The following is a 21,997-nucleotide window of genomic DNA, read 5'->3' on the forward strand; positions in this document are numbered from 1 at the left end:
TGAGGAGACCAAGGTTGGCTTTTAGGTGAGCTGTTCGGTGATATTACGCTTGATGCGACCCAAGAGCGCGCTCATGCCACGCAAACGCAAGGGTGTGAGTGCCTTAGTCAGACCCAGCTGGCTGGCCATATCATCGGGCACGGCCAGAATTTCGGAGGCTTTGAAACCGGAAATCCCCTGAAGGACCACTGAGGCGAAACCGCGGGTCGTGGGTGCCTCCGCTGGCGCGGAAATCACCAGAGTCACCTCGGGGTCTTCTCCCTTACCGGTTTCAACCGCCAAAAATAGTGGGGTCTGGCACTCTACAACCTGTTCCATCTCGTCCTCGTGCCCGGCGTATTTTTCCGGAACCTCCGGCAACTCCTCGGAGAATTCAAAAAGTAATTCCAGACGGTCTGCCTCGGGAACGGCCTGAAAATCGTCGATGATCTCCTGTAGCGGGGCGGGATAGGTTGCGGTCATAACACCCTTTCAGCAACGAAGGACCTGCCGGCGCTGATCTGGGCCACCGGCACCGCTCCATTCTACGCCGATGGCACCTGTCATCCTAACGACAACAGGTGCCATCACTGTGGGCTGAGCAGACCAGATCCGGTTCTGAATCTGACCTAGTGCGACCGTGGGTCGGTGCCGGGTTCTTCGCCTTCTACAATCGGCACACCCACCGAGTTACCCCACTCTGTCCAGGAGCCGTCGTAGTTCCGCACCGAATCGTAGCCGAGTAGGTACTTCAGCACGAACCAGGTGTGGGAAGAACGCTCACCAATACGGCAGTAGGCAATCACATCATCGGTATCACCGAGTTCAGCCTGCTGGGTGTAGATCTCGCGAAGTTCCTCGACCGATTTGAAGGTTCCATCCTCGCGGGCTGCCGAGGCCCACGGCACCGACTGCGCGGTAGGAATGTGTCCACCGCGCAGGGTTCCTTCTTGCGGGTAGCCGGCCATGTGGGTGGTCTCTCCGGTGTATTCAGCGAAGGAGCGCACATCGATCAGGGGGCGATGGCCAATGTGGTTGAGCACCTGGGATTGTACCGCACGGTTGGTGGTATCGTCGCGGTCCACAACCGGGTACTCGACGGCGCTGACATCAGGCTTCTCCTGGGTGATTTCGCGTCCTTCGGCAATCCACTTATCCCGTCCACCATTCATCAACCGAGTGTCTGGGTGACCGAAGAGCGTGAATACCCACAGTGCGTAGGCAGCCCACCAGTTGGACTTATCGCCGTAGAACACCACGGTGGTGTCGCGGTCGATCCCTTTGGAACCGACCACCTCGGCGAACTGTTCTGGCGACGCGAAGTCACGAGTCACCGGGTCATTAAGTTCGGTGTGCCAGTCAATTTTGACCGCGCCAGGGATGTGGCCGGTGGAGTACAACAGCGTGTCTTCATTGGACTCCAAGATCACCACGTTGGGATCATCTTTGTGCTGGGCAACCCACGCGGTGGAGACCAATTTTTCCGGGTGGGCGTATTCACTGGACTCGACCGGGGGAGTGTTTTGTGTCTCGCTCATCGTGGTTGCACCTTTCCGTTGGGGTCATTGACTCACGTCACTGTGTGGGTTTAACCCTAATCTTCGACGATGGTCGATGGCAGGGTCCCGGGGGTGTTTGCGTCATACAAAGTCATAGGATGCAGGTGCGCTCGTCGGGACGAAACAGGATGTCTTCTGGCAGATGTATCGGGGCGAGAAGTTTTCGGGGTAGTGTCGTGACAGGAAACTTCACTGGTTTCTTCTCATCATCGTTTCCTACCAGAAGGGCCTGTTCCTCGTGACCGAGATTGTCCGCTTGGCCGAACGTCAACCCCAGGTATCTGCCGAACAACTGCTGGCAGGATTCCACCCCTCCTATCGCTTTGGTGAGGTGTCGTTCGAGACTTACATTCCTGATGATCGGTATCCATCTCAGGCTGAAGCGGTCAGTCGTCTGAAAAAATTCGCCGAGTCCATCTCCGGTTCCGGTTCGAACACCTCCGGAGGGTTCCTCGGTTTATTTGGGAAGAAAAAGAAGAAGGACAACCAGCCTGCCGGCCTGTACCTTGACGGTGGTTTCGGTGTAGGGAAAACCCACCTGTTGGCCTCACTGTGGCATGCGGCCGGAGGCGACCATAAAGCATTCGGTACCTTTGTGGAGTACACGAACTTGGTTGGGGCACTAACCTTTAGCAAAACCGTTGAGGTGCTCAAACAGTACTCACTGGTGTGCATCGACGAGTTCGAACTCGATGATCCCGGCGATACCGTGCTGATGTCGCGTCTGATGCGTGAGCTGGCCGATGCCGGGGTGAAACTGGCGGCTACATCTAATACTTTGCCAGGTGCACTCGGAGAAGGACGCTTCGCTGCCCAAGACTTCAAACGGGAGATTCAGGTATTGTCCTCTCAATTTGAAGTGGTCCGCATTGACGGTGAAGACTACCGCCATCGCGGTCTGGAAGAAGCCCCCGACCCGGTGGAGGATGACAAGATTGAACACCTGGCCCAGGAGAACTTCCCCGAAGCCCACGTCGTGGCGGTCGACGATTTCGCAGCGTTGATGAAAAACCTCTCACAGGTTCATCCCTCCCGTTATCGCGAAATGGTCACGGATATCGACGTGCTGGTGCTCCACGACGTGGAGACCATTACCGAGCAGGCGATGGCCCTGCGGTTCGTGGTGCTGGCCGACAGACTCTACGATAAGGACGTTCCGGTTATCGCCTCCGGTGTGCCATTCGACCAGCTGTTCACCGAGGAGATGATGAACGGCGGGTACCTGAAGAAATATTTCCGAACGGTCTCGCGCATGACCGCGTTAGCACGGGAAGGTGTGCTCGGCCAAACCGAAGCAAAGTAGACCCGGTTTCGGCACCGGCGGGGGTTGCAGAGACAAAAGCAGGCTGGTCACGATCTCGCGTGACCAGCCTGGTGTTGGAGCGGATGACGAGATTCGAACTCGCGACCCCCACCTTGGCAAGGTGGTGCTCTAGCCAGCTGAGCTACATCCGCATGAACCATCCACCGGTTCAGTGCGCGATACTGGACTCGAACCAGTGACCTCTTCCGTGTCGAGGAAGCGCGCTAACCAACTGCGCCAATCGCGCTCAGATGCCGTGGCCATCGACCACAGTATCAGAACTTGAACACTCCCTATACTACTGGGTTACCACCCTGTCCGGGGGAGCATCTGAGGTGGGGACGGGAGTCGAACCCGCGTAGACGGCTTTGCAGGCCGCTGCCTCACCACTCGGCCACCCCACCAGGGTGCTTGTTCTGCGAGCGGATGACGAGATTCGAACTCGCGACCCCCACCTTGGCAAGGTGGTGCTCTAGCCAGCTGAGCTACATCCGCATCAGAAAACCGCGTCCGGAGTCCCGGGGGCGATTTCCAACGAGTTGAAACTCTATTACACAAACTCACGATTCGTCCAATCGAGCACCAGTGGCGGTGTGTCGTGAGCGGGATCCTGCGGTGTTTAGCCCCCAATAGACACCTTCGTATGCCACCGTGAGCCCGCAATGATGCGGCAGACCAAGAAAGGACGCGTGAGTGTCGTGTGATCAAGCGCTCATGGGCACCACTGCACCAGGGCGCGATCGTCACGACTCAATCCGCAGCTGTCGGTGGTCATCGGCGACAATGGTGACTATGACTCAACCCCTGTTGGCGCATCAAACACCTGCCGGACGTATGTATGCCCGAAGTACCCGGGATGCTCCCCAAGTTCCGTCCATCACCACGGTCATTGCGCAACAGCCAGCTGACCTGACCGGTTGGGCCAGCTATATGGCCACCCAGGCACTGATCACAGATACCCGATTGCCACAGGCGCTTGGCTCCGGGCCCAAACTCAAAGCGCTCGCTCGACACGCCAATGAGGCCGCCAGCCAGTACCGCGACCAGGCAGCCGAACGTGGTGACCGGGTGCACTACTATGCAGAACAGGTGGCCCGCGCACAGCTGGGTCAATCTCATCAGGTGCCACAGGCTCGTCAACTGCTGGTCGAGCACGCAGAGACTGCTTTCGCGGACCGGTTCGATGAGTGGTGGGATAACTATCAGGTCCGCGCTCTGGCCGCTGAAGTCACGGTGTGGAATCACACGGTCGGTTATGCCGGGACGTTGGATCTGGTGGCCGAAATTGGTGGCCGGATCTGCTTGATTGACTACAAAACCAAAGGCACGACCCGTGATGGGCGGGTGAAGCCACTGGATGAAAAAGTGGTCATGCAATTGACCGCCGGTATGAAAGCCGAAGAATCCTTACGTGATGCCGACCAGGGTAGCTGGGTGCCCTGGGAATTTGGGCATGACGCGGTGCTGTTGGCGGTGGCCCTGGGCGAAACCGAAGCAGTGGCCTATCAAGCCCGCCCCGAGGTGCTGGCCGATCACTGGCGCAAATTCTGGTCACTGCGTCAAGCCTGGGAGTACGCCCGCGTGGTGGAGAACACTCCTCCTGCGCTACGACCCATTGCCCCGCCGGCGAGGGCGCGCTAGGCCGTGCGCCCAGATCGGGATAGGGTGGCCTGGTGACTGTTTTAGCTTTACGCACGGTACCAGACCCGGTCCTGAAGACTGCCTGCCGAGAGGTTGATTCGGCTCGTTTCGGAACCGACAAACTACGACGTTTGATCACAGACATGATGGAAACGATGCAGGCGGTCGATGGTGTCGGGTTAGCCGGCCCCCAGGTCGGGGTCAGCCAATCGTTATTCGTCTTCGACGTGGAGGGTCGGCAAGGTCACGTCATCAATCCTGTCCTCGAGGTCAGCGGTGACGTATTGTACGAGCCGTCGGAAGGTTGCCTGTCGGTACCGGGACTGTTCTACGCGCCACCCCGGCGCGCAGAAGCGACAGTAACCGGACTCAATACCGAAGGCCAGGCAGTGACCTACCACGGGCACGGCTTGTTCGCGCGGATGCTTCAGCACGAAACCGATCATCTGACCGGTCACCTGTTTGTGGATCGTCTGCAGGGCGAACAACGGCATCAGGCGCGCCGGGCGATGAATACCAAACAGTTCAAGGCTGACACTGCCCAGACCCAGCATCAACGGGCCGAGCAGATCGGCTCGGCGTTTATGCGCGAGGGTCACTCCGCCGGCCCGCACTTGGCCCCGAGCCTGAAGCAACATACCCCCGGAGGAAAACGAGGCTAGGATGCGCATACTGTTTGCCGGCACCCCGCAGCCCGCGGTGACCGCGCTGGAATCCCTGCGGGCTACGATCAGCACTGACGTGGAGATCGTTGGCGTTTTGACCCGTCAGGATGCCCCCACTGGACGTCGTAAGAAACTCACGGCTTCACCGGTGGCTGATTATGCCACGCACCACCGGCTACCGGTCATCAAAGCCAACCGGCTCAGTGGTGTCCACGGCGAATCTGTGCTGGCCCAGCTCGATGAGCTCCAACCCGATCTGGGTGTTGTGGTTGCCTACGGGGCGCTGCTGCCGGCAGACGTGTTGGCGCATCTTCGTCTGGGTTGGATCAATCTACACTTTTCGCTCTTGCCCGAGTACCGTGGCGCGGCCCCGGTTCAACAGGCCATGATTGACGGTCGGTACCACACGGGAATGACGGTATTTCAGCTCGATGAAGGGCTCGATTCCGGAGCCGTGTGGGCCAGACAAAACTACACCATCGACCCGGAGCAAACCGCAGGTGCAGTGCTGGAAGACATGGCAACACGCGGGGGAGAGCTTCTCGCACACACCGTGGAGACGATCTCGGCCGGAACGGTGACGCCACGAGCACAGACCGGGGACTCTAGTTACGCCCCCAAGCTCTCGGGCGTCGATGGTTTGATTGATGCTAACCAGCCGGCTGAGCGCGTGCTCGCCCGGGTTAACGGCACCACCCCGGAGCCGGGCGCTTGGGGGATGCTGGTAACCGACAACCTCGGTCCGAGGGCAGACGGCGGTGACGAAGACCCCACGGCTCAAGCAGTGCGAGTCAAGCTCGGCGGGGCACGTCAAGTCACCCCGGAGGAGCCGACTGCATCCCAGGCCGGTACCCTCAGCGTGCGAGGCAAGCGCGTCGTGCTGAGTTGTGCGGAGGGAAGCGTCGAAATTACCGCAATCCAGCCGGCCGGGAAGAAAATGATGCCCGCCATTAATTGGGCTCGCGGTCAGAACGCACCGGTCAGACTCCTGACTACCGCGACCGCCCCCGATCTATTCGTGGCCAGCACAGGGAAGACAGATCAGAGACGATGAACACTGCATACCAAGACAACTCGGCTGCTGAACCACGTCGTGAACGTCGAAACCGGCAGGGACGAACTCGCAACCGTGGTGCCTCGGGCAAGAAGCGGCAGTATTCCTCCCAGGCGCCCTCGCACCGCAACCGCACCGCAGATCCGGCGCGGCTAACCGCTTACCAGGTGGTACGTGCTGTTTCGGCCGATGATGCCTACGCAAACTTGGTGCTACCGCAGTACATTCGGCGCAACCTGCTGAACAAACGTGACGCGGGGTTCGCTACAGAGCTGACCTACGGTAGCCTGCGTTGGCAGGGTAGCTACGATGCGATTCTGGCCGAGTGTGTGGACCGGGAATTGGACAAGCTTGATCCCGAAGTGCTCGACGTGTTGCGTTTGGGAACTCACCAACTTATGCATATGCGGGTCCCCACCCACGCTGCGCTGGACTCTACAGTGGCCCTGGTGCGAGACCAGATTGGTGCCGGACCGTCCGGATTGGTTAACGCGGTGCTACGCAAGGTATCGCACGCCACCTTCGATGAGTGGCTGGAAAAGTTGGCGCCCGGTGACGGTGACGATGATCTGGCCATCTGGTATGGGCACCCACGCTGGATTGTTCGTGCGTTGAAACAAGCTTTGGTGACCCACGGCCGGTCAGCCGGTGAGCTGGTGCAACTCTTGGAGGCCGATAATCTGGCCCCCGATGTGAATCTCGTGGCACTTCCGGGGATCGGAGACCTTCAGCCGGTATTGGATCACGGCGCGGAACCCTCAAGCTGGGCCCCGGATGCGGCCACTTTTTCCGGTGGCGACGCCGGCAAGATCCCCGGTGTGGCTACCGGAGCTGTGCGGATCCAGGACGTCGGCTCCCAATTGGCTGCCCGCGCCCTGGTCGAGGTTGCCCCGGTCGGGGAGTGCGAACGATGGTTAGACATGTGCGCCGGTCCGGGCGGTAAAGCCGCGCTGTTGGCGGCAGAAGCCCAACGCGCCGGTGCGCACCTGGTGGCCAATGAAGTCTCCGAGCATCGATCGCGCCTGGTGGGCCAGGCCCTGGCACCGGTGGAAGGCTCGGTCTGGGAGCTGGTCACCTACGACGGTCGGGAACTCACCGACGGACTGGCACAACACGGAGCACCCGAAACCTTTGACCGCATTATGCTCGATGCACCCTGTACGGGGCTGGGTGCTCTACGCCGCCGTCCGGAGTCGCGGTGGCGTCGCACCACGCAAGATTTGGCGGTGCTTTCTCAGTTGCAACGGCAACTGGCTGATGCGGCCGTGGAGTTGCTCGAGCCGGGGGGATACCTGGGGTATGTCACCTGTTCTCCCCATCAGGTGGAAACTCAGCTCCAAGTCCAGGACTTACTCCAGCGCCACCCTGAGTTGCGACTGGTCGATACGCCGGCAGCGGTTCTGCGGGCCGCCACCGACCGGTTGGAGCGAACCAGTCTGACTCCCAGTGCCGAAGGACAACCGGCAACCGCCCAGCTGTGGCCACACCTGCATCACACCGATGCCATGTTCATTGCGGTGATGGCCAAAACCGACGGGCCTGACTAGGCTAAGAGTTTCCCGCCTCCACCATCACACTTCACCTCATCCGCACCCGACACATCAGAGAGAGCACCGTGACGACACCGCAGATTCATCCCTCTATTCTCTCCGCCGACTTTGCGCGGCTCGGCGAGGAACTGCAGAAAATACCCACTGCTGATGCGGTGCACGTCGACGTGATGGACAATCATTTTGTTCCCAACCTGACCATCGGCTTGCCGGCGGTCCAGGCAATTCGTCGGGCCACGAATCTAGGACTCGATATCCACTTGATGATCGAAGACCCCGACCGATGGGCCCCAGCCTACGCCGAGGCAGGCGCGGAGTCAGTAACCTTTCATGCCGAAGCCTCAGCGGCCCCGATTCGCTTAGCACAGCAGTTACGTGCGACCGGTACACGGGCCTCGATGGCGTTGAAACCAGCCACCCCCATAGAGCCGTACCTGGACATGCTGGGAGAACTCGACATGCTGTTATTGATGACTGTCGAGCCGGGCTTTTCCGGCCAAGCATTCCTCGAGATGGTCCTGCCGAAAATTCGCCGGGCCCGCCAGGCGATCAGTGCGGCAGAACTACCGGTGGCCCTGCAAGTCGACGGGGGGATTAATGCGGAGACCATTGAACGTGCGGCAGCAGCAGGCGCCGACACGTTCGTGGCTGGTTCGGCGGTTTACGGGGCCGAGGATGCAAGCGAAGCCATTGATCAGCTACGCATCCTAGCTGCCCGAGGCCACCGATGCCCTCAGACCCCATCGCGGAGCACAGCGAGCTGACTGGTATGGATTGGTTCATCGACGTTTTCGACTGGACGATCCCGATAGCCGGTGGAGGTCTACTGGTCCGTGAGGTCGTGGGGAACCTGTTCGGTCTGGCCTCTGCGCTGGGTGGTATGGTCCGTCGGGTGTGGGCGTGGCCGGTGGGCATCATCGGCAATATGTTGCTACTGACCGTCTTTCTTGCAGGTGTTTTCGGTGGGGAAGACGCGGTTAATCTACTCGGTCAGGCCGGTCGCCAAATCATGTTCATCGTGGTGTCGATCTACGGATGGGTGCAATGGCAGCGATCGAAGAAAGAACGTGAAGCAGGACGAGACGACTCAGAATCCACGGCGATTACCCCACAGTGGGCTTCCTGGCCGGTGCGTCTGGGATTAATTATTGCCCTGGTGGGAGGCACCGCCGCCATCACACCCCTGTTTAGGCTCTTGGGATCCTATGAACCGGTCTGGGCAGACACCTGGACATTTGTCGGCTCGCTGTTAGCGACCTGGGGAATGGCCAAAGGGTGGGTTGAATTCTGGCTGATCTGGGTCGCGGTCGATATCGTCGGGGTGCCCCTGCTGTTTTCGGCCGGGTATTACGCAACCGGATCGATGTACATCTTCTACGGTGCGTTTACGTTGGCAGGATTCTTTGTCTGGGCCCACGCCAGAGCCCACGAGAAGCCCGAAATAGAAACTCGCATGCCGGACCCGACTCTGCAATCCGGGTCTCATTCTGACGCATCGGGTGAGCGCTAACTCACAAGCGAGGAAAGCCAGGTAGTCTGAAGGGGTGAAATCCTTCGAAGAACTCTTTGCCGAACTCACTGAGAAAGCCCACAGCCGTCCAGAAGGCTCCGGCACCGTTGCTGAACTGGACCGGGGGGTACATTTTATCGGCAAGAAAATCGTCGAAGAAGCTGCCGAGGTATGGATGGCTTCAGAATATGAAACCGATGCCGAAGCCGCTGAGGAAATGTCGCAGTTGCTCTATCACCTCCAAGTGATGATGATCGCCAAAGGCCTCACGCTCGAGGATATCTACCGGCACCTCTAAGTCATCTCGGGACTACACCAAGGAGAAAACACACCCATGTTGCGCGTCGCTGTGCCGAATAAAGGCTCCCTATCCGAAGCAGCCCAAGCCATCTTTCTCGAAGCTGGCTACCGGCAACGTCGAGACCGTAAAGAACTCGTCATGGTCGACAACGACAATCAGGTCGAGTTCTTCTATCTCCGCCCACGCGATATCGCCGTCTATGTGGCCGACGGTAGCCTGGACATCGGATTGACCGGCCGTGACCTTTTCGTCGATGCACAGGTCAGCGAAACCGCCGAGGAGATCATGGCCTTGGGGTTCGCCGAGTCCACCTTCCGGTTCGCAGCACCTCACGGGCACTTCACGAACGTTCAGGAGCTGGCCGGTAAACGTATTGCAACCAGCTACGACGGGTTGCTTGCTGACTACCTGGATACGTTGGAGATCACCCCTGGCCGTATCGTTCACCTAGATGGTGCCGTGGAATCTTCAGTATCTCTGGGCGTGGCCGATGCGATCGCTGACGTGGTCGAGACCGGTAGCACTCTCAAAGCAGCAGGAATGGAGGTCATCGGTGACCCCATTATGCACTCCGAGGCCATCCTGATCACTCGCGCGGGCCAACACCCCACTGGTCTGGATGTACTGATCCGCCGTCTGAAGTCCGTGTTGGTCGCCCGTCGCTACGTGATGATTGACTACGACATCCGTCGGGAACATCTGAATCAGGCACTCACTGTCACCCCGGGCCTGGAATCGCCGACCATCTCCTCGCTGGCCGATGACAACTGGGTCGCGGTGCGCTCCATGGTGTTGAAAAAGGACATGAATAAGATCATGGACGAGTTGTACCAGCTCAAGGCTCGGGCCATTCTGGCCTCGGCCATTCACGCTATTCGGCTCTAGACCGGCGCTAACCCCACGCGCACCACGTCCCTGCTGTCCCCGAACTACGACAAGGAACTGCTTCGTCAATGTCAGTCGCTATCCGTATTATTCCCTGCCTGGACGTCAATGACGGTCGCGTGGTGAAAGGAGTGAATTTCACCGACCTGCGTGACGCCGGCGACCCAGTAGAGCTGGCCACCCGGTATAACGCAGCTGGGGCTGATGAGATGACGTTCCTCGACGTGACGGCGACGACCGCCGACCGGGAGACCACTTACGAGGTGGTGCAACAAACAGCCCAGCAGGTGTTTATCCCGCTCACGGTTGGAGGTGGGGTGCGCAGTACTGACGATGTCGACCGGCTATTGCGGCACGGTGCCGATAAAACCTCCGTGAACTCCGCGGCCGTGACACGTCCGCTACTGATCAACGAGATCGCTCAACGGTTTGGCAACCAGGTGCTTGTGCTCTCGGTTGATGCTCGTCGAACCAGTGACCCGCAGGTGCTCTCTGGCTTTGAGGTCACCACCCACGGTGGTCAACGCGGCACCGGGATCGACGCTGTGGAGTGGGTGCGCGAGGCCTGCGACCGCGGGGTGGGCGAAATCCTGTTGAACTCTATTGATGCCGACGGGACTCAGCAAGGTTTTGACCTAGAGATGATCCAGGCGGTTCGTCCCCATGCCAGCGTGCCCCTGATTGCTTCCGGTGGCGCGGGTAAACCCGAGGATTTCCCTCCGGCCGTTCAGGCCGGCGCCGATGCAGTCTTGGCCGCCTCGCTCTTCCACTTCGGACCCCACGAAATGATTGCTCGGGTCAAGGAGCAGATACGACAGGCCGGTTTCCCGGTTCGGTGCTCAGGCCAGTGATTTCACTCCGTGTGCGAGGGTGAATGAGGTCTATGCCTGGTCGATCAGTACCAAAGCGTGGTCGGTACGACCAAAAGCGTGCATCACCAATTCACCGGCCGGTCCGGTGATGTAGGTAAACTCCGACCCATTCTTGGCCACAATACGCTCACCGTTGGAACGCACCAGGGCGACTCCCACCGAGGACTTCTTATACTGCCACTTGGCGGTGTGGCTGAGTTGTTCAAAAAGTGCCGAAGCATAGTCCTGCGCGAGCTTGCGTGGTGCCCATCGGCTTTGGGCGCGTCGAATATCTTCGGTGTGAACGAAGAATTCCAGGAGATTGGAAACCTCAGCGAGTCGTTTTCCCGCGAAGGTGCGACGGAACGTGGTGGCGACTTTACGCGCGGTTGAGGGCTTCTGTCCCGGTTTCGGGCCCCGAGCAAATTGTTCGACGAGGCGATGATACTCGGCCACCGACGTGCACTGGTCACCCAACTCCATGGTGCGCTCATGGAGTTTGTCCGACAGCGGGGCAAACAGCAATCCAGCAGCCAGGGGGGATGACTCCCGCAGGTGCAAATGAGCAACCAAATGCTGGGTCTGCCAGCCCTCACACAGGGTCGGCTGATCAGGTCCGGCCGCCAGGAGCGCCGAGACCAGGGCATCGCGGGATGCCGCTACAAAATCATCCGCCCCTGCCAGGGCACCAGACCCTTTTTCCGTCACACTTGGAACCTAGCATGTCTGATGTGAACTCGATAGTGGACAAGCCGTTTTAGACTAGAAGAATCATGAATGCTCCCAACCACGCACCAGACCGCGCCCACACGGGTGGACTCGACCCGGAACTCGCCGCTCGGCTGAAGCATAATGACCAGGGATTGATTCCGGCCATCGTCCAGTCCGCTGATACCGACCAGGTGTTGATGCTGGGATATATGGACGATGAAGCACTCCATCGGACGCTGACCACCGGACGGGCCTGGTACTGGTCCCGCTCGCGCGGGGAATACTGGTGCAAAGGCGAGACCTCAGGGCACATCCAGCAGGTGGTTTCCGTCTCCTTGGACTGTGATGCCGATACGGTGCTCCTGAAAGTTCACCAAACCGGACCAGCCTGCCACACCGGCACCACCAGTTGCTTTACTGACCGGGAAATCCCGGTGATCCAACACTAATATCCGGTCACGTCGTTGTGATCATCACCCCGTCAGAAACCCGACCCAACCGACCTAAAACCTTAAGGAGACCCCCATGCGCGATGTGGGCGTCATCAGTCCCAGCCCTGAGGAGTTCCATGCCCTGGCCCAGCACCACCGGGTGATCCCAGTTACCATGACGGTGTTGGCTGACGCGGTGACACCGGTCGGGCTCTACCAACGTTTGGCTGAAGAACGTGCGGGCACCTTCCTGCTGGAATCTGCTGCTCAAGGCGGAGTATGGTCACGGTACTCGTTTATCGGTGCCGCCAGTTCAGCCACCTTGACCGAACGCAACGGCCAGGCCCATTGGCAAGGACAACCCCCGGCCGGTCTGCCCACCCAGGGCACCGCGCTGGACGTGCTGGCCACCACCCTGGATCAGCTGACCTCCGATGTCCGTGCCGATCTTGGCACTGAGGTGCCATACTTACTGTCGGGCATGGTGGGATACCTCGGGTGGGAAACCGTCAGGCACTGGGAGCATCTACCGAATCCACCGGTCGATGATCTGCAGTTACCTGAGTTGGCGATGAACCTCATGTCTGAAGTCGCCATCCACGATCACGTTGATGGCACCGTGACCTTAGTGGCCAACGCGATCGATCCCACCGGGCTCCATCACAGAACCGATGAGGCCTACCAGCACGCCGTGTCGCGGGTCCGGAACATGGCCCAGCTGATCAGTGCATCCGCTGCCGAACCGGTGAGTGTCGCCCCAGCCGGCTGGCAGGGCGTCGACACGTTTGAACGGGTTAAACACTCCTGGGATGAATCCGAATTTCTCGCCACCGTCGCCGAGGCACAGGAAGCTATCGCTGACGGCGAAGTCTTCCAAATCGTGGTCTCGCGCCGGTTTACTACCGAAACCCAGGTCTCGGGCCTTCAGGTCTACCGTGCCCTACGGGCCATGAACCCCAGCCCGTATATGTTCCTCTACACCTTTGACCGTCCCGACGGTAGCGGCCAGTTCCAGCTCGTTGGTGCCTCTCCGGAAGCGCTGGTGACCGTCAATGACGGCCAAGTGGTTACCCACCCCATCGCCGGCTCCCGACCTCGTGGCACAAGCCTCGACGAGGACCACCGACTGGCCGAGGAACTTTTGGCCGATGAAAAAGAACGCTCCGAACACCTGATGTTAGTAGACCTGTCTCGCAATGACCTGTCCAAAGTCTGCCGACCCGGCAGTGTACAGGTCGGACAATTCATGGAGATTGAACGGTTCAGCCATGTGATGCACCTGGTCTCCCACGTCTCGGGCACCCTGGAACCCAGCGTATCCGCGCTGGACGTGCTGGCGGCTGCCTTCCCCGCTGGCACCCTGTCGGGCTCTCCTAAACCCCGCACCTTGCAGCTGCTCGACGCATGGGAACCCCAAGCTCGCGGGCCGTATGGGGGTGTGGTCGGCTATATCGACTTTGCCGGCAATATGGACATGGCCATCGCCATTCGCACCGTGTTGCTCAAAGACGGGGCCGCCTACGTCCAGGCCGGCGCCGGAATCGTCGCCGACTCGGTCCCAGCCGCCGAAGCAGCAGAAACCGTGGCCAAAGCTTCGGCACCGTTGCGGGCCCTGTTTGCCGCTGAACAACTCCGTCACTACCGAGACGATGACCGTGATGAGGAACAGTAATGCTCGCGAAGATCTTTTCTCGTCGCAATACCGTGTTGCTAGTGCTCGCCCTCGGTGCGGTGGCCTTGATCTGTGCCACTCAAACCTGGGTACGTGCCACCGAGATTCCCCAAACGCTTGACGCCGAGATCACCGTCAGCGGTCAAGACGTCTCACCGGTGACTACGGCCATGGCCTTGGTCGCCCTGGCCGCCGCAATCGCGCTGACTATCGTCCGCACGGTGGGACGCTGGGTGATCGGTGTGCTGCTGATCCTGGTGGGCGCTATGCTGGCCTGGGCCTGCGGGTTGGTCCTTGCCGATCCCGTCGGGTCCATTCAACCCGCTGTGGCTGAATACACCGGGCTGGCTCAAGACCCCGGCCCGGTGCAGGTGACGGCAGCAGGTTGGATTTGTTTGATTGTGGGAATGGGGTTAGCCCTGCTCGGGGTAGTTGTGTTGGTGGCCGGGCGCCACTGGTCACTGTCCAGTTCCCGCAAATACGAAAAAGCTACGACTACCGCGCAACCGGAGTCTGGAACCAGTGGCACGTTGTCCTCGCCCCAACCGTCCCGCACAGCTGAAATTGATGCCTGGGATGAACTTTCCCGTGGCCAGGATCCCACCTGACGGGCACCCATCAGCGCCGGGCCAGACTGCCGACTCAGACGTAAACAACGACGTGTGCTGATGGCATCTGTTCCGATTAGTGGCAGAATAGAGAATCATCACCCATCTTTGATCAGTGCATAAAGGAGCATCGATGTCTCAGCCCACCGATGAGAAGATCATCATTGACGATCACGGTCGCATTCTCAACGATCCCACCCATGCCGCCCCCGTTGAACACGGAAACTCCCCGGCTGCATGGGCCCTGGTGGTGCTGGTCCTGATCGGCTCGGTTGTGGGTGCTGTGGCGCTACTGGCCGGACAGATCTGGTTGATCTGGGTAGGTGGCGTCATTGCCGTGGCCGGACTGGTTGTGGGCTTCGTGATGCGTCAAATGGGTTATGGAGTCGGTGGCTCCAAAACCAATAGCTCCCACTAAGGATCGCAGTCGCTATGCGTGGTACCGGTACCGTTCTGGATGAGATCATCCGCGGGGTCCGCGAGGACATCGATGAGCGCATCCGTGCCGTCTCCCGCGCTCAAATCCAACGCGATGCTGTGTCTCTACCGGCTGCTCGCGACGCCCATCAAGCCCTGGTTAACGGTCGCAACGACCCCACTGGCGTCCGGATCATCGCTGAAATCAAGCGAGCTTCACCGTCTGCCGGGTCCCTGGCTGAAATTCCGGCTGCCGCTGAGCTGGCAACCCGGTATCAGGATGGGGGTGCCGCGGTGATCTCGGTGCTGACCGAACAGCGTCGCTTTCGTGGCTCACTGGCTGACCTGGACGCGGTTCGAGCGGCAGTGGATGTTCCGGTGTTGCGCAAAGACTTCACCGTTGACGAGTACCAAATCTATGAAGCGCGGGCACACGGGGCTGATCTCATCCTGCTCATTGTGGCGGCGCTCGACGATGCGCAACTGAAAGACTTCATTGACCTCACCCATGAACTGGGAATGAACGCGCTGGTCGAGACCCACACGGTCGATGAGATTCAGCGTGCCTACGAGATCGCACCCAAGATCGTCGGTCTCAACGTCCGTAATTTGAAAACTCTTGAGGTCAATCGCACCCACTACGCTCAGCTGGCGCAACACCTGCCCGAACACGTCGTTCGGGTAGCCGAATCCGGGGTGACTGGCCCCGAGCATGTGGCCGACTATGCCCGCCACGGAGCCGATGCGGTGCTGGTAGGGGAAGCGCTGGTCAAACACGGTACCCCCGCAGACGCGATCCGTGACTTCCGTGCCACCAGTGTCTCTGGCGAGAGGACCGATTCGTGACTGAGTGCTGCTGGATAGCTCGCAGTCAATGGTGCCGGTCACGAGAAGAATAATCCCGAAAGAAGAACGTGTATGACAACTGCCGATCACCACATCGCACCGGGGTCCCTGACCGGACCACAGGGACCATACCGGGAAGAACAGGGTCCCTATTTCGGGCCTTTCGGCGGACGCTGGATGCCGGAATCGTTGATGGCAACTCTGGACGAACTCACTGAGGCCTTTAACGCCGCCCGTGAGGACCCTGAGTTCACCGCGGAGCTGGCAGATCTCTACGCCAACTACATCAACCGGCCCTCGTTGCTCACCGAAGTGACGCGCTTTGCCAAGGACCTGCCCGGGGTGCGGGTGTTCCTCAAGCGTGAGGACCTCAACCACACCGGCTCCCACAAGATCAATAACGTGATCGGTCAGGCGCTACTGGCCCAGAAGATGGGTAAAACCCGGTTGATTGCCGAAACCGGAGCTGGCCAACACGGGGTGGCTACCGCCACCGCCGCCGCGTTGTTCGGGATGGAATGTACCGTCTACATGGGGGAGGAAGACACCCGTCGCCAGGCCCTGAACGTAGCCCGTATGCACATGTTGGGGGCCACGGTGGTGCCGGTAACCGTTGGCTCCCGCACACTCAAAGACGCGATCAATGAAACTCTGCGCGACTGGGTGGCCAGCGTCGACACCACACACTATCTGATGGGTACCGTGACCGGGCCACACCCGTTCCCGGCCATGGTGCACTACTTCCACCGGGTCATCGGCGAGGAAGCACGGCAACAAATCCTGGATGCCACCGGCCGGCTACCGGATGCGGTCACCGCCTGTGTGGGTGGTGGATCGAACGCCATCGGCATCTTCCACGGATTCCTCGACGACCCCGAGGTAGAACTCTACGGTTTTGAGGCCGGCGGATACGGCGTGGAGACCGGTAAGCACTCGGCTCCCATCACCGTTGGCGACGTGGGCATCCTGCACGGAGCGAAGTCCTACCTGATGCAGGACCGCGACGGCCAAACCCTGGAAACTCACTCCATTTCGGCCGGTCTGGACTACCCGGGCGTTGGCCCGGAACACTCCTACTTGAACGGCACCGGGCGAGCCCACTACGAGCCCATCAATGACGATGAGTGCATGCAGGCCTTTTTAAAACTCTCCCGTCGTGAGGGGATCATGCCCGCCCTGGAATCAGCACATGCGGTCGCCGGTGCCATCAAACTTGCCCAGCGGTGGCACGATCAGGGTCTCGTCTCTGCATCCACCCCCGCATCCGAGCAGAAGATCATCCTGGTCAATCTCTCCGGACGGGGCGATAAAGACGTCACGACCGCCGCGGAGTATCTCAACCTGTTGGATGACCGCACCGATACCGAGGAGACACAGCACAGATGACACGGAACCAGATTCGCTCCCGGTGCACCGAGAAAATCGAAGCTGCCCGCCAAGCCGGGCGTACCGCGTTCATCGGTTACCTGCCGGCCGGATTCCCCACACTGCAGGACTCCATTCAGGCCGCCATCGAGCTGGGACGCAACGGCGCTGACATTATCGAGATTGGCTTGCCTTACTCGGATCCGGTCATGGACGGGGAAGTCATCCAGAAGGCCACCGCCCACGCCCTGAACAACGGTTTTCATACTGATCAGGTTTTCCAGCTCGTCAACGACGTCACCGCAGCTACCGATGCGGCCGTGGTGGTGATGACCTACTGGAACCTGGTGTCACGCCTGGGGGTCACCGAGTTTGCCTGTCGGCTGGCCGAAGCCGGCGGAGCCGGACTGGTCACCCCTGATCTGGTGCCCGAAGAAGCTGATGAATGGTTCACAGCCAGTGACCGGTACGAGCTGGACCGTATCTTCCTCACCGCACCGTCGTCCTCGGATGAACGTGTCGAGCTGGTCGTGAACTCCAGCCGTGGTTTCGTTTATGCCGTCTCGGTCATGGGCGTGACCGGGGCCCGTCAACACGTCTCGGAAGCTGCCCAGCGCGTGGTGGATCGTGCGCACCGGGCGGGGGCACCGCGGGTGTGCGTGGGGCTGGGGATCTCACAGCCTGAGCACATCCAGCAGATTGGTCGTTACGCTGATGGCGCGATCGTTGGCACGGCCCTGGTGAGTGCTTTACGCGATCACGGTCCTGTAGCAGTGGGAGAACTTGCCGCTAAACTAGCAACCGGTACTGCTCGCAACTAACGAATCGTAGGAACCGATGTTGTCGACTATCAGCACCTGGGAGACACTGGCAGCTATCCCGGCCCCCGGCTGGGACGGCTTCACGCTAGGGCCCCTCGAGATCCGTGCATACGCTCTGTGCATCATCCTGGGCGCCATTCTGGCGTTCTGGCTGGGTAATAGGCGCTGGAAGAAACGTGACGGCGCCGAGGGCGCGGTCTTCGACGTCGGCATCTGGGCGTTGCTCTTTGGTATTGTCGGAGCTCGCCTCTACCACGTTTTCACCAACCCCGGCCCGTTCTTCGGCCCAGGTTTCGACGGGAGCGGTGACCCGGTGCGCATCCTCTACATCTGGGAGGGTGGCATCGGTATCATGGGGGCGATCTCGATGGGCGCGTTGGGTGCCTGGATCGCCTGCCGGCGTTATGGATACAAAATTGCTGCCTTCGCCGATGTGGTGGCTCCCGGCATCTTACTGGCTCAGGCCATCGGCCGATGGGGCAACTACTTCAACCAAGAACTTTTTGGTGGCCCGACAGATCTGCCGTGGGGTCTGGAAGTTGATGCCAACCACTACAATTTCCCGGACGGCTATCCCGCCGATACGCTGTTCCACCCCACGTTCCTTTACGAATCGTTGTGGAACCTGCTCGGCGTGGTCGTGCTCTTGCTGGTCGATCGGAAATTCCGATTACGCCGAGGCATGATGCTGTGGAGCTATGTGGCCTGGTATGGCGCCGGACGCACCGTGATCGAGAATCTGCGTACCGACTACGTTGCCGACGTCGAAATCCTGGGTGTCACCATGCGCTTGCACGCCTGGATTTCTCTGGCGCTCTTCGTCGTGGCCGCTGTCATGCTCGTCTACCTGTTCTTCACCCGGCCTCGCACCGCTGAAAAACGCGCGGAAGCCGAAACTGTCTGGCTTCCCGGTCGCGCACCCGATACCACCACACAGACCGCTACAGACACCGAGCATCCGGATTCACCCCAACCGGTAGGAGCATCCCAGGTCAACACCAGATCTGAGAGCTAAACCCGCGCGTCGGCAACAGCATCAGTGCGGCGAAACATCCGTCACTGAAGCGTTTCTTTTCTCTACCCATCAGTCCTAGGGTTAAAGCTATGAGACATGCAAAAATTGTCGCCACCTTCGGACCTTCGACCGCCAGCTATCACACGACCCGCCAGCTGCTAGAAGCAGGCGTTGACGTGGCCCGGCTGAACATGAGTCACGGTGACCACCAGATCCACCGTGAAACCTACGACACAATCCGCCAGGCGGCTACGGACCTGAATCAACCGGTGGCGATTTTTGCCGACCTGCAAGGGCCAAAGATCCGGACCGGCACCTTCGAGAACGGTCCTCATGAGCTCACCGCTGGACAGAGCTTCACCATCACGACCGACGATGTGCCCGGCACCGCAGAAAAGGTGTCCACGACCTTCAAAGGATTGCCCGCCGACGTGTCGGTCGGAGACCAATTGCTGGTCGATGACGGTAAGATTCAGTTGCGCGCCACTGAGGTGACTGATACCGAGGTGATCTGTGAGGTCATGGTCGGAGGCGAGATTTCCAACCACAAAGGTATCAACCTCCCTGGAGTGGCGGTCAATGTCCCGGCCCTGACAGACAAAGACCAAGAAGATCTGCGGTGGGCGTTGGACACCGGCGTGGATATGATCGCGCTGTCCTTTGTGCGCAACGCTGCTGATATCGAGCTGGTTCATCAGATCATGGATGAAAAACAGCGCCGAATCCCAGTTATCGCCAAGCTCGAAAAGCCCCAGGCGATTGATAATCTCCAAGACATCGTTGATGCCTTCGACGCGATCATGGTTGCCCGCGGTGACCTGGGCGTGGAGTTGCCCTTGGAAGATGTGCCCGTGGTCCAGAAACGAGCCATTGAAATGGCTCGTCGCTGGGCCAAGCCCGTCATCGTGGCGACTCAGGTGCTGGAATCAATGATTGAGAACCCACGCCCCACACGTGCCGAAGCCTCCGACTGTGCCAACGCGGTCCTCGACGGTGCCGATGCTGTGATGCTATCGGGTGAGACCTCGATTGGTAAATACCCAGTCGAAACCGTGCGCACCATGTCCGAGATCATCACCTCCACCGAAGTCCACGGTCTGGAACGCATCGCCCCGCTAGGCTCTAAACCCCGCACCCGGGGCGGTGCTGTGACTCGGGCGGCCGTGAATATCGCCGAACGGCTAGAAATCACCAACCTGGTGTGTTTCACCCAATCGGGAGACTCCGCCCATCGGCTGTCTCGGTTGCGTCCCGAACAGCCGATATATGCCTTCACCCACTCCGACCAGACTCACAACCAGCTGTGCCTGACCTGGGGTGTCACACCGCGGATCGTGCCCTTCGTGAATTCCACTGACCAAATGACGGCCCAAGTGGATGCTGAGCTGATCCGGGAAGGGGTCGCTGAACCCGGCGAACTTGTGATCATTGTGGCGGGCTCACCTCCCGGTAAGCCCGGGACCACCAATATGCTCAAGGTCCACTGCCTTGGGGATGTCACTTCCGAGGGCAGCGTCGAGACCAGTCAAGAACCGGTCAGTCCCGCACCACGTCACCGTATGGATCAGATATCAGGCTGGTCACCGCTCTAAACCCACCGTGAGCTCTCAGTCCTTGGGGTCTTGCACCCCGCGACTGGAGTTCATCTGTTCAACGACGGTCGCAGCTACCTGATGCATCGTCAGTCGCCGGTCCATGGAGGTCTTCTGGATCCACCGGAAGGCCTCCGGCTCCGTTAGTCCCAATGTCTCCATCAGCCACGTCTTAGCACGATCAACCATTTTGCGGGTTTCAAACCGCTCGGTGATATCCGACACCTCATTGGCCAAAGCTTGCATTTGATCAAACCGGGCTGCCGCCAACTCAATGGCCGGTACGAGGTCCTGCTCCTTGAACGGCTTGACCAAATACGCCATCGCACCGGCCTCAGTGGCTTGAATTATTAACTCCCGTTGCGGCAGCGCGGTGAGAATCACCACCGGAGCGAGTTTCTCTGCACAGATCTCACGGGTTGCGACAATCCCATCCACCACCGGCATCGAAATATCCATCAGCACCACATCCGGTTGGTGTTGCCGGGTGAGATCAATGGCACGTTGTCCGTTCTCGGCTTGACCGACCACCTCGTAGCCGAGGCCTTCGAGCGTTTCGACAATATCGAGTCGAATAATGGTCTCGTCCTCGGCCACGACAATACGACGGGTCTGGCGTGGCAAACCCAGCTGTCCGGTGTCTTGCTCAGACGTCATAACATCCTCCAACCATCGTGGCGTTGACCCCGGTCAAGCGACCGCTGATGTGTACCGAATCACTATTCTACGCAACCTGTTCACCAGCTCGTGAGACACCGCTCTCACCGTGTTCAGAATTTCTTTCCCAGGCAGAATTGTGTGTAATATGGGTCGAGTGCCAGCCCGAATGGCGGAATTGGTAGACGCGCCGCACTCAAAATGCGGTATCGCAAGATGTGTGGGTTCGAGTCCCACTTCGGGCACCACTCTCCACTGTTCTCAGCGGTCTCTCCGCGTTTACCACCGCACCCTACCCGTGCTACATCGGTGCTTATGACATCACCCCGACACGGGGCCAGCCTGTGTTTGACTGTCTCCTGCAAGCAGGGAAGGATGATGTTGCTGGTTACCTGGAGGTTCCAGGTCACCTGGTTTAAAATAGATCATCGGAATGACCATCACTGGCACCCACACGTCACACCAACACACAGTCTGATACTCGGAGGGGGAGTCATGCCACAGCCAGCTCAGTACGGCCGCTCCCATCCCGGGTTCCTTCCTATTCGTTGGGTGCTTTTGCAT

Annotated in this window: 23 protein-coding genes and 5 tRNA genes; 20 read left to right on the forward strand and 8 right to left on the reverse strand. The window is 59.7% G+C overall.

Going from position 1 to position 21,997, the window contains the following annotated elements; translation table 11 throughout:
- Positions 1 to 21: 21 nt before the first annotated feature.
- Both DCC24_RS01955 and DCC24_RS01960 read right to left on the reverse strand, forming a co-directional pair.
- On the reverse strand, positions 22 to 462 hold the full coding sequence (locus DCC24_RS01955; protein WP_110098245.1) for a SufE family protein: 441 nt from the start codon (positions 460 to 462) through the stop codon (positions 22 to 24).
- A gap of 146 nt (positions 463 to 608) precedes the next feature.
- Positions 609 to 1,517: a sulfurtransferase gene (locus DCC24_RS01960; RefSeq protein ID WP_110098246.1), complete on the reverse strand. Its 909-nt coding sequence runs from the start codon at positions 1,515 to 1,517 to the stop codon at positions 609 to 611.
- Between the two features lie 259 nt (positions 1,518 to 1,776).
- On the opposite strand from DCC24_RS01960, the gene zapE reads away from it, so the two are divergent.
- A complete protein-coding gene (gene zapE, locus DCC24_RS01965; RefSeq protein WP_110098247.1) occupies positions 1,777 to 2,841 on the forward strand; it encodes a cell division protein ZapE in 1,065 nt (354 codons plus the stop codon).
- A gap of 75 nt (positions 2,842 to 2,916) precedes the next feature.
- Here the strand turns inward: zapE and DCC24_RS01970 are convergent.
- The 4 genes from DCC24_RS01970 to DCC24_RS01985 all read right to left on the reverse strand — a co-directional run bounded on the left by DCC24_RS01970 (position 2,917) and on the right by DCC24_RS01985 (position 3,336).
- Positions 2,917 to 2,993, reverse strand: a tRNA-Gly gene (locus tag DCC24_RS01970).
- A 21-nt stretch (positions 2,994 to 3,014) separates the two neighbouring features.
- A tRNA-Val gene (locus DCC24_RS01975) sits at positions 3,015 to 3,088 on the reverse strand.
- 86 nt (positions 3,089 to 3,174) lie between these two features.
- Positions 3,175 to 3,245, reverse strand: a tRNA-Cys gene (locus tag DCC24_RS01980).
- Positions 3,246 to 3,262: 17 nt separating this feature from the next.
- Positions 3,263 to 3,336 (reverse strand) — tRNA-Gly (locus DCC24_RS01985).
- Positions 3,337 to 3,633: 297 nt separating this feature from the next.
- Between DCC24_RS01985 and DCC24_RS01990 the strand changes: the two genes are divergently transcribed.
- The 9 genes from DCC24_RS01990 to hisF all read left to right on the forward strand — a co-directional run bounded on the left by DCC24_RS01990 (position 3,634) and on the right by hisF (position 11,298).
- Positions 3,634 to 4,482, forward strand: coding sequence for a cytochrome (locus tag DCC24_RS01990; RefSeq protein ID WP_110098248.1), 849 nt, complete (start codon positions 3,634 to 3,636; stop codon positions 4,480 to 4,482).
- Positions 4,483 to 4,514: 32 nt separating this feature from the next.
- A complete protein-coding gene (gene def / locus DCC24_RS01995) occupies positions 4,515 to 5,144 on the forward strand; it encodes a peptide deformylase (protein WP_110098249.1) in 630 nt (209 codons plus the stop codon).
- Between the two features lies 1 nt (position 5,145).
- Positions 5,146 to 6,201 (forward strand): methionyl-tRNA formyltransferase, encoded by a 1,056-nt coding sequence (fmt, locus tag DCC24_RS02000; RefSeq protein WP_110098250.1) that lies wholly within the window; start codon positions 5,146 to 5,148, stop codon positions 6,199 to 6,201.
- Positions 6,198 to 7,748: an RsmB/NOP family class I SAM-dependent RNA methyltransferase gene (locus DCC24_RS02005; protein ID WP_110098251.1), complete on the forward strand. Its 1,551-nt coding sequence runs from the start codon at positions 6,198 to 6,200 to the stop codon at positions 7,746 to 7,748. The genes fmt and DCC24_RS02005 overlap by 4 nt, the downstream gene beginning before the upstream one ends.
- Positions 7,749 to 7,816: 68 nt before the next feature.
- A complete protein-coding gene (gene rpe, locus DCC24_RS02010; protein WP_110098252.1) occupies positions 7,817 to 8,515 on the forward strand; it encodes a ribulose-phosphate 3-epimerase in 699 nt (232 codons plus the stop codon).
- A 5-nt stretch (positions 8,516 to 8,520) separates the two neighbouring features.
- Positions 8,521 to 9,261 (forward strand): nicotinamide riboside transporter PnuC, encoded by a 741-nt coding sequence (gene pnuC / locus DCC24_RS02015; RefSeq protein WP_110098253.1) that lies wholly within the window; start codon positions 8,521 to 8,523, stop codon positions 9,259 to 9,261.
- Positions 9,262 to 9,295: 34 nt separating this feature from the next.
- Positions 9,296 to 9,559: a phosphoribosyl-ATP diphosphatase gene (locus DCC24_RS02020; RefSeq protein WP_110098254.1), complete on the forward strand. Its 264-nt coding sequence runs from the start codon at positions 9,296 to 9,298 to the stop codon at positions 9,557 to 9,559.
- Positions 9,560 to 9,595: 36 nt separating this feature from the next.
- Positions 9,596 to 10,447 (forward strand): ATP phosphoribosyltransferase, encoded by an 852-nt coding sequence (gene hisG / locus DCC24_RS02025; protein ID WP_110098255.1) that lies wholly within the window; start codon positions 9,596 to 9,598, stop codon positions 10,445 to 10,447.
- A 68-nt stretch (positions 10,448 to 10,515) separates the two neighbouring features.
- Complete coding sequence (gene hisF / locus DCC24_RS02030; protein WP_110098256.1) at positions 10,516 to 11,298, forward strand: imidazole glycerol phosphate synthase subunit HisF; 783 nt, start codon at positions 10,516 to 10,518, stop codon at positions 11,296 to 11,298.
- A 30-nt stretch (positions 11,299 to 11,328) separates the two neighbouring features.
- On the opposite strand, the gene DCC24_RS02035 is transcribed toward hisF, so the two are convergent.
- Complete coding sequence (locus DCC24_RS02035; RefSeq protein WP_110098257.1) at positions 11,329 to 12,006, reverse strand: TIGR03085 family metal-binding protein; 678 nt, start codon at positions 12,004 to 12,006, stop codon at positions 11,329 to 11,331.
- Positions 12,007 to 12,071: 65 nt separating this feature from the next.
- Here DCC24_RS02035 and hisI point away from each other — a divergent pair, with 65 nt between their 5' ends.
- From hisI to pyk, 9 genes are all read left to right on the forward strand, one after another.
- Positions 12,072 to 12,458 (forward strand): phosphoribosyl-AMP cyclohydrolase, encoded by a 387-nt coding sequence (gene hisI / locus DCC24_RS02040; RefSeq protein WP_110098258.1) that lies wholly within the window; start codon positions 12,072 to 12,074, stop codon positions 12,456 to 12,458.
- A 76-nt stretch (positions 12,459 to 12,534) separates the two neighbouring features.
- The gene (locus DCC24_RS02045; RefSeq protein ID WP_110098259.1) at positions 12,535 to 14,112 is read left to right on the forward strand and encodes an anthranilate synthase component I; all 1,578 of its coding nucleotides are present in this window, start codon (positions 12,535 to 12,537) and stop codon (positions 14,110 to 14,112) included.
- The gene (locus DCC24_RS02050) at positions 14,112 to 14,720 is read left to right on the forward strand and encodes a Trp biosynthesis-associated membrane protein (protein ID WP_110098260.1); all 609 of its coding nucleotides are present in this window, start codon (positions 14,112 to 14,114) and stop codon (positions 14,718 to 14,720) included. The genes DCC24_RS02045 and DCC24_RS02050 overlap by 1 nt, the downstream gene beginning before the upstream one ends.
- Before the next feature lie 133 nt (positions 14,721 to 14,853).
- Entirely contained in the window at positions 14,854 to 15,138 is a 285-nt protein-coding gene (locus DCC24_RS02055; protein WP_233491940.1) for an HGxxPAAW family protein, read from the forward strand.
- Between the two features lie 14 nt (positions 15,139 to 15,152).
- A complete protein-coding gene (gene trpC / locus DCC24_RS02060) occupies positions 15,153 to 15,983 on the forward strand; it encodes an indole-3-glycerol phosphate synthase TrpC (RefSeq protein WP_110098261.1) in 831 nt (276 codons plus the stop codon).
- Between the two features lie 72 nt (positions 15,984 to 16,055).
- On the forward strand, positions 16,056 to 17,369 hold the full coding sequence (gene trpB / locus DCC24_RS02065) for a tryptophan synthase subunit beta (RefSeq protein ID WP_110098262.1): 1,314 nt from the start codon (positions 16,056 to 16,058) through the stop codon (positions 17,367 to 17,369).
- On the forward strand, positions 17,366 to 18,169 hold the full coding sequence (gene trpA, locus DCC24_RS02070) for a tryptophan synthase subunit alpha (protein ID WP_110098263.1): 804 nt from the start codon (positions 17,366 to 17,368) through the stop codon (positions 18,167 to 18,169). Before trpB ends, trpA begins: the two co-directional genes overlap by 4 nt.
- A 16-nt stretch (positions 18,170 to 18,185) precedes the next feature.
- Positions 18,186 to 19,184, forward strand: a complete 999-nt coding sequence (gene lgt, locus DCC24_RS02075; protein ID WP_110098264.1) for a prolipoprotein diacylglyceryl transferase — start codon at positions 18,186 to 18,188, stop codon at positions 19,182 to 19,184.
- Positions 19,185 to 19,273: 89 nt separating this feature from the next.
- A complete protein-coding gene (pyk, locus tag DCC24_RS02080; protein ID WP_110098265.1) occupies positions 19,274 to 20,776 on the forward strand; it encodes a pyruvate kinase in 1,503 nt (500 codons plus the stop codon).
- A 15-nt stretch (positions 20,777 to 20,791) separates the two neighbouring features.
- Here pyk and DCC24_RS02085 read toward each other — a convergent pair whose 3' ends face one another.
- On the reverse strand, positions 20,792 to 21,433 hold the full coding sequence (locus DCC24_RS02085; protein WP_110098266.1) for an ANTAR domain-containing response regulator: 642 nt from the start codon (positions 21,431 to 21,433) through the stop codon (positions 20,792 to 20,794).
- A 163-nt stretch (positions 21,434 to 21,596) separates the two neighbouring features.
- Between DCC24_RS02085 and DCC24_RS02090 the strand changes: the two genes are divergently transcribed.
- Positions 21,597 to 21,681, forward strand: a tRNA-Leu gene (locus DCC24_RS02090).
- The last annotated feature ends 316 nt before the right edge of the window (positions 21,682 to 21,997 follow it).

It is taken from the genome of Auritidibacter sp. NML100628, assembly GCF_003185985.1.
GTDB classification, from domain to species: domain Bacteria; phylum Actinomycetota; class Actinomycetes; order Actinomycetales; family Micrococcaceae; genus Auritidibacter; species Auritidibacter ignavus.